This is a genomic window from Xinfangfangia pollutisoli, assembly GCF_020179405.1.
Taxonomy (GTDB): Bacteria; Pseudomonadota; Alphaproteobacteria; order Rhodobacterales; family Rhodobacteraceae; genus Pseudogemmobacter; species Pseudogemmobacter pollutisoli.
This window is the reverse complement of sequence record NZ_JAICBZ010000050.1, coordinates 24,170-31,115: the sequence shown is the minus strand read 5'-3', so window position 1 is coordinate 31,115 and position 6,946 is coordinate 24,170. Positions and strand designations below refer to the sequence as shown.

The 6,946-nt window shown below is 65.6% G+C and carries 4 protein-coding genes; 1 reads left to right on the top strand and 3 read right to left on the bottom strand.

What is annotated here, in order from left to right:
• A partial coding sequence (locus K1Y73_RS14460) for an Rne/Rng family ribonuclease (RefSeq protein WP_225029016.1) occupies nt 1–2,436 on the bottom strand: 2,436 nt, incomplete at its 3' end.
• A 563-nt stretch (nt 2,437–2,999) separates the two neighbouring features.
• Between K1Y73_RS14460 and K1Y73_RS14455 the strand changes: the two genes are divergently transcribed.
• Nucleotides 3,000–3,815 (top strand): sulfotransferase, encoded by an 816-nt coding sequence (locus K1Y73_RS14455; RefSeq protein ID WP_225029015.1) that lies wholly within the window; start codon nt 3,000–3,002, stop codon nt 3,813–3,815.
• Here the strand turns inward: K1Y73_RS14455 and K1Y73_RS14450 are convergent.
• Together K1Y73_RS14450 and K1Y73_RS14445 are read right to left on the bottom strand one after the other, a co-directional pair.
• A complete protein-coding gene (locus K1Y73_RS14450; protein ID WP_225029014.1) occupies nt 3,806–5,137 on the bottom strand; it encodes a sigma-54-dependent transcriptional regulator in 1,332 nt (443 codons plus the stop codon). The two genes, K1Y73_RS14455 and K1Y73_RS14450, sit on opposite strands and share 10 nt — an antisense overlap.
• 7 nt (nt 5,138–5,144) lie before the next feature.
• Nucleotides 5,145–6,905: a sensor histidine kinase gene (locus tag K1Y73_RS14445; RefSeq protein ID WP_225029013.1), complete on the bottom strand. Its 1,761-nt coding sequence runs from the start codon at nt 6,903–6,905 to the stop codon at nt 5,145–5,147.
• Nucleotides 6,906–6,946: the final 41 nt, after the last annotated feature.

Here is a 6,946-nt window from a genome sequence, read left to right as displayed (position 1 = left end):
CTGCACCCCGCCGCCCGAGGTGCCACCCACCGCTTCGGCGGAAGGCTCGGCCACGACCGGCGCAGCTTCCGCCGCCTTCTCGGCCGCCTTATCCGAAGCCTTGGCACGCGGCTTGCGGGTCCGCTTGGGCTTGGCCGGGGCCTCTTCGGCCGCAAGCTCGGCCGCAGTGGCCTCGACCGTCTCGCCCTCGGCCACCGCTTCGGCGACAGGCACGGCGACGGCGATCTCGATCACCTCGACCACGGCCGCCGGCGCGTCCGTGCCTTCGTCCTCGTCCGCGCCGGCATCGTCCTCCGAGCCGTCTTCGCCATTGGCACCATCGGCCTCGGCACCCTGGCCATCGCGGCCGCCGCGCCGACGACGCCGACGGCGACGCTTCTTCTTGCCGCCCCCGTCACCCGGAGCCTCGGCCTTGGCGGGCTTCGCCTCGACGGTCTCTTCGACCTCTTCCTCTTCGTCCAGGATCTCGTCGACGATGTCCTCGTCTTCCTCTTCCTCCTCGACCGGCGCGCCCATCAGACCCGCATGGCCCGAAATCACCGGCGAAGGTTCCGGAACGACCCGGGTCGCGGTCTTGAACTTTTCAATGGAATAATCGGGCGAAACCAGCGTCGGATCGCTTTCGATCCGCACCGCCATGCCATAGCGCGCCTCGATCAGCGCGATATGTTCGCGCTTGTGGTTGAACAGGAAGTTCACGATCCCGACCGGCGCCTTCAGCAGCACCTCTTTCGACCGCTTGCGCGTGCCTTCCTCTTCCAGCGCGCGCAGGATCGTCAGCGCCATGCTGTCATCCGAGCGGATCAGCCCGGTGCCATGGCAATGCGGGCAGGGCTGTGTGGTGGATTCCAGCATGCCGGGCCGCAGCCGCTGGCGCGACATCTCCATCAGGCCAAAGCCCGAGATCCGGCCGACCTGAATCCGCGCCCGGTCGGTTTTCAGCTTTTCTTTCAGACGCTTCTCGACCGCGGCATTGTTCTTCCGCTCTTCCATGTCGATGAAGTCGATGACGATCAGCCCGGCCAGGTCGCGCAGGCGCAGCTGGCGGCTGATCTCTTCGGCGGCTTCCAGGTTGGTCTTCAGCGCCGTGTCTTCGATCGAGCCTTCCTTGGTCGCCCGACCCGAGTTCACGTCGATCGCGACCAGCGCCTCGGTCACGCCGATGACGATATAACCGCCCGATTTCAGCTGCACGACCGGGTTGAACATGCCGCCCAGATAGCTTTCCACCTGGTAGCGGGCGAAGAGCGGCATCGCCTCGTCATAGCGGCGCACCAGCTTGGCATGGCTGGGCATGATCATCTTCATGAAGTCCTTGGCGGTGCGGTAGCCCGCCTCGCCCTCGACCAGGACCTCGTCGATCTCTCTGCTGTAAAGATCGCGGATCGAGCGCTTGATGAGGTTGCCTTCCTCATAGATCGCCGCGGGCGCGATACTTTTCAGTGTCAAGTCGCGGATCTGTTCCCAGAGCCGCATCAGATATTCATAGTCGCGCTTGATTTCCGCCTTGGTGCGCTTGGCGCCGGCGGTGCGGATGATCAGGCCGGCCCCTTCCGGCACCTCCATCTCGCCCGCGATTTCCTTCAGCTTCTTGCGGTCCACCGCATTGGTGATCTTGCGGGAAATCCCGCCGCCGCGCGCGGTGTTCGGCATCAAGACGCAATAGCGGCCCGCCAGCGACAGATAGGTCGTCAGTGCCGCGCCCTTGTTGCCGCGTTCTTCCTTGACCACCTGCACCAGCATGATCTGGCGCACGCGGACCACTTCCTGGATCTTGTAGCGCCGGGCCTTGGGGCGGCGCGGCTGGCTGATTTCCTCGGCCACATCCTCTTCGGCGACCGATTCGATTTCGTCATCGGTGTCGCTGGCATGGTCCATGGCGCGGTAAGGCGCATCGCCATTGCCATTCTCGCCGGCATGATCGTGATCGTGGTCGTGACCATGATCATGGTCGTGATCCGCCGCAGCCTCGGGCGTCGAGGGGGCTTCGGCTGAAACCGGCGCCTCGGCCGCGTCATCCTCAAGATCGACCACGTCCATTTCCGACGGGCCCTGCGCCACGACGGCATCGGCCTCGACCGCGGCGGGCTTGGGCCGCGCGGGGCGGCGGCGGCGGCTGCGGTTTTCCTCTTCCTCTTCGGCCCGCGCCATGGCGCGTTCCTCGGCGATCAGCGCTTCGCGATCGGCCTTGGGGATCTGGTAATAATCCGGGTGGATTTCCGCAAAGGCCAGGAACCCGTGCCGGTTCCCGCCGTAATCCACGAAGGCCGCCTGCAGCGAGGGTTCGACCCGCGTGACCTTGGCCAGGTAGATATTCCCGGCCAGCTGGCGCTTGTTTACCGTTTCAAAGTCGAATTCCTCGACCTTGTTGCCGTCCACCACGACAACGCGGGTCTCTTCCGCGTGGGTGGCGTCGATGAGCATTTTCTTGGGCATGTTCTTCCATCGCGCCCCAGGCGCAAGGATGCCCCTGGCGGAGCCAGGTGCGGATCACGGGTCATGGGGCGGCTTGTCAGGGCGCGGGCGCCGAGCGCAGGCGGGCGGGCCCTGCCGGAAGGGCAGACCTCACCTGTCACTGCAATGCTCGCGCGCCTCATCGCGGTTCACGTCAAGAGGGCCTTGCGGACCCCCCGCCTTTGGTGGCCTACGGGCCCCCGACCCTTCGGTCGCCGGTCCTTCGGCAATTTGCACGGCCTTGCGGCCGATCCGGCTCCGGTGCGCGGTCCGGGCGCGGGCCATGGCGCCACAGGTCAAGACACTGGAGAGAATATCGACGACTGGCCCAAAAGCCGGTCTCAGCCGCAACCTATCGGGAAACCGGCTTCCAACACAATGCCGAATTTCCGCGCCTACGGGGCTGGGGCGCATTTTCGGGCCCGGATCGCGCCGAAAGTGGCAGGCGCAAGCGGGCCGAACCGGCGGCGAATGGGGTGGAAAACCTGGACCGGGCAAAGGCCCTGCGTTAGGGCTTTGTTAACACACCCCGGCTATGGCGCGGTATGGTAAACAAAGTTGATGCGTTTCTGGCTGGGATGCAGAAGGCCGGCACCACGGCCCTGCACCGGCTTTTGTCCGAACATCCCGATATCGCGGCCAGCCAGCCGAAAGAGCCGCATGTCTTCGACGATGAGGCGCAGGATTGGGACAGCCCCTCTGCGGAGGCGCCGCCCGCGCAGGCCGCTTTCAGCGCCTATTTCCAGCCCCAGGCCTGGGCCCAGGCCGCCTGCCGGATCGAGGCGACGCCGATCTACAGTTTCTGGCCCCCGGCCATGGCGCGGATCCGCGCCTATAATCCGGCGGCAAAGATCGTTCTGCTGCTGCGCCACCCGGCCTATCGCGCCCATTCGCAGTGGCGGATGGAACTTGCGCGCGAGACCGAGACGCTGGATTTCAGCGCGGCCATTTCCGACCAGGGCCGCGGCCGGGCCGAACCCGGGCCGCTGCCGCATCGGATCTTTTCCTATGTTGAGCGGGGGCTTTACGCGCCGCAGATCCTGCGGGTGCTGGCGCATTTCCCGCCCGCGCAGCTTCTGGTGCTGCGCACCGATGCCCTGTGGCGCGATCCGCAATCCTGCCTGGACCGGCTGACCCGGTTTCTGGATCTGCCCCCGCTGCCTTGCGTGCAGGCCGGCCGCTACCTGCCGCCGATCGACACCCGGCATCTGCCCGGCCTAGCCCCCGAGGATCGCCGCCGGCTGGACGATCTGTTTGCCGAGGATATCCGACAGACCGCGGCCCTTGTCGGGCTTGATCTGTCGGACTGGCTGGACCCGGCCTATGCCGAGCCCATGCCCACGGCGCGGGGTCAGACGTAATCCGACCGCTGCAGGCTGTATTTCGCCATCTTCTCGTTCAGGGTCCGGCGCGGCAGGCACAGTTCCTCCATCACCGCGACGATGCTGCCCTTGTGACGCCGCATCGTATTGTCGATCAGCATCCGCTCGAACGCCTCGACATATTCCTTCAGCGGCTTGCCTTCGGTCGTCATCGCCGAGGGGCCCGAGCTTTCATTGTCGGCCATCAGCAGCGACGCGATCGAGCCCGATCCGCGGCGGTTCTGCAAGACCGCGCGTTCGGCGATATTGACCAGCTGGCGCACATTGCCCGGCCAGGGCGCCTGCAGAAGCTGGGCGGCTTCCTGTGCGGTCACCTGCGGCGCCTCGCAGCCGTATTCCTCGGCGAATTGCTCGGACAGGCGGGTGAACAGCTGCAAGATATCCTCGCCGCGCGACCGCAGGGGCGGCAGCATGATCGTCATCGCGCCCAGCCGGTAGAACAGATCCTGCCGCAGCGTCTGTTCCAGCGTCATGTCCTGGGCATGCTGGTTGCAGATCGCGATGATCCGGGTTTCCGGCGGGGTGCCCTGTTCGTTGATGAAGGTCAGCAGCCGCGCCTGCAACGCATTGGGCAGCGCCTCGATATCCTCAAGGCACAGCGTGCCGCCGCGCGCCTCTTCGATCAGCGGGATGGTGCCATCCTCACCGGGGCCGAACAGTTTCGAGGCCAGCTGGTCTTCGGACCAGGCGGCGCAGGAAATCGTGACGAATTTCTTCGAGGCCCGCGGCCCGACCGCGTGCAGCGCATGCGCGACCAGCGTCTTGCCGGTGCCGGTTTCGCCGTCGATCAGAACGTGGCTGTCAGCCTGGCCCAGATCGAGAATATCCTCGCGCAGCCGCTCCATCGCCGGGGAAGAGCCCACCAGCTTCTTCATGATGGTCGAGCCGTCGGACAGTTCCTTGCGCAAGGCGCGGTTGTCCAGGGTCATCCGCCGCGCCTGGGTGGCCTTCTTGGCCAATTCGGTCATCCGGTCGGGGTTGAACGGCTTTTCCAGGAAATCGAAAGCGCCCACGCGCATCGCTTCCACCGCCATCGGCACGTCGCCGTGGCCGGTGATCATGATCACCGGCAGGCCGGAATCCTGGCTCATCAACCGCTTGAGGAAGGCCATGCCGTCCATTCCGGGCATCTTGATGTCACTGACGACCACGCCCTGGAACTCGGGCCCGATCGCCTTCAGCGCATCCTCGGCGCTGCCATAGGTTTCCGTATCGAAACCCGACAGGGCCAGCCACTGGCTGATCGAGGCGCGCATATCCGCCTCGTCGTCGACGATCGCAACCTTCATCGTTCTTGCCATGGGCTCCTCATTCTGCTGCTTCTTGCTCTTTTCCAAGGATCGGCAGCTGCATCTCGAAGACCGCGCCGCCTCCTTCCGCGTTGCGTGCCGTCAGCCGCCCGCCGAGGTCGGTGACAATGCCCGAGGAAATCGCAAGGCCAAGCCCGACGCCCTCGCCAGGCTTCTTGGTGGTGTAAAACGGCTCAAACAGATTGTCCAAATCGGCAATCCCATGCCCATTGTCGCGGACGGTCAGCGTCGCCGTCTCGCCCGCGGCCAGAAGCAGTTCGATCTGCGGCGCGGGCACGTCCTTGGTCGCGTCCAGCGCGTTGCGCAACAGGTTGATGATCACCTGCTCCAGCCGGATCCGGTCGGCCATGACCATGACCGGCTGGCGCGGCAGGGCGCGGGTGATCTTGACCACGCGCGCCTTCAGCTGCGGCTCCATCATCGACAGGGCCGACGAGATGCCGGCGCGCAGATCGACCGGCTCGAACGCCTCGCCGCCCTTGCGCGCATAGCTTTTCAGCTGGCGGGTGATCGCCCCCATCCGCTCGATCAGATCGTCGATGCGCTGGAACGAGGACAGCGCCTCTTCCGGCCGCTTGCGCTGCAACAGCAGCCGGGCGCCGGCGAGATAGGTCTTCATCGCGGCAAGCGGCTGGTTCAGCTCGTGGCTGACCGCGGCCGACATCTCGCCCAAGGCCGCCAGTTTCGACGATTGCGCCAGGGTCTGCTCGGCCACTTCCAGATTCTTCTGCACCCGTTCGCGTTCCGCGATCTCGCGTTGCAGCCTTGCGTTCAGAAGCCGCAATTCCGCGGATTCGCGCTGCAGCGACAGGCTGCGCGACCAGGCGCGGCGCGACAGCATGTAGAAGGACAGCGCCATGACAATGGCAAAGCCCATGATTTCAAGCGCCAGAATGCCGTTCACCTTCTCGCGCACCGAATCATAGGCGGTGAAGGTCACGATCTTCCAGCCGCGGAACGGCACCCGCGCCTCGGTGCGCATCACCGCCTCGCCCTTCAGATAGGCGTCGGGCGGCGCCCAGGCCCAATCGGTCGTGGCCTGAAAGGCCCGCGCGATCGCCGAGGGCGCATCCTTGGCCGCCAGCGCGTCGGCCACGGTCAGCCCGCGCCAGACCGGCTCGGTCGCCAGGATCACCGTGCCTTCGCTGTCGGTGACCAGAACCGCATCCTGCAGCCCAGACCAGGCGCGTTCGTATTTCATCAGGTCGACCGAGACGATGATGACGCCCAGCACCTTGCCTTCGGACCGCAGGGCCCGCGAATAGGTGAAGTCATAGCCGCCGGCCTCGCGCTTGACCGAGGTGAAGACGGTTTCCTTCGCCCGCTGCGCATCGACGAAGTAGCGGTCCTGCCGGTGGCTGACGCCCAGAAGATTGCGGTTGGTCGCCCCCACCACCCTTCCATCGCCATCGACAAGCCGGATCGAGGCCACGCCGATTTCGGATTGCAGCTGGATCAGCTTGGCCGAGGTGGCCGAGAAATTGCCTTCCTTCAGCGCGGTGATCAGATCGGGATCGCGCGCCAGAATCAGCGGCACGACCGAGGTGCGCTGCAGTTCCGACACCAGATTGCCGGTATACAGCGCCAGCCGCACCTCTGACCGGTTGCGCGTCGTCTCGACGAAACGCTCGGTCAGCCAGCGATTCGACACCATGACCACGCCAATCGCCAGCACGATCAACAGCCCGACGACAAGCTTCACCCGCAGGGGCAACCCGCGCGGCGTCTCGGCATTGTCTTGATGGGCTTCGGCGAACATGGCGTGACTGTAGGTCTCTGGCCGGGCCCTCTCAAGCTTGC

Coding starts and splice junctions, on each gene's coding strand:
- K1Y73_RS14450 (WP_225029014.1), bottom strand. CDS start 5,137: ATGGCAAGAACGATGAAGGTTGCGATCGTCGACGACGAGGCGGATATG.
- K1Y73_RS14445 (WP_225029013.1), bottom strand. CDS start 6,905: ATGTTCGCCGAAGCCCATCAAGACAATGCCGAGACGCCGCGCGGGTTG.
- K1Y73_RS14455 (WP_225029015.1), top strand. CDS start 3,000: ATGGTAAACAAAGTTGATGCGTTTCTGGCTGGGATGCAGAAGGCCGGC.